The organism is Chryseobacterium sp. SIMBA_028, from assembly GCF_046535285.1.
Taxonomy (GTDB): Bacteria; Bacteroidota; Bacteroidia; order Flavobacteriales; family Weeksellaceae; genus Chryseobacterium.
Genome location: NZ_JAWRWZ010000319.1, coordinates 1 through 269 on the forward strand (window position 1 = coordinate 1; position 269 = coordinate 269).

General features: G+C 59.9%; 1 protein-coding gene. It reads right to left on the reverse strand.

The genetic code is table 11. The annotated features are described in order from the left end of the window. Positions 1–269 (reverse strand): hypothetical protein (locus tag SCA31_RS23615; protein WP_410699445.1); only part of this gene is annotated, 269 nt, incomplete at both ends.

A 269-nucleotide genomic window follows, 5' to 3' on the forward strand; every position in this document is an offset into this window, starting at 1 on the left:
GAGCGCCGTCCTCAACCTTCACCCAGAGAGATCGCTCCGGTTCCCGAGCATCGGCAAGGAGCCGTTCGACGTCAAGAAGCGCTGAGTCTTCATCCTGACCCCTCACTATCGGAGCGGGCGTCGGTAGCTTCTTGGCTTGCTCGGCCAAGATGTCGAGATCGCTCTTCGATATGGATCGGGAAGGCCAGGCGCTGATCATTTTCCGGGCCTCCTCGATCTGGCTAGAATCCAGCTCGACACCAAGCTCGCGGTTCGCATTCACCGAGCTG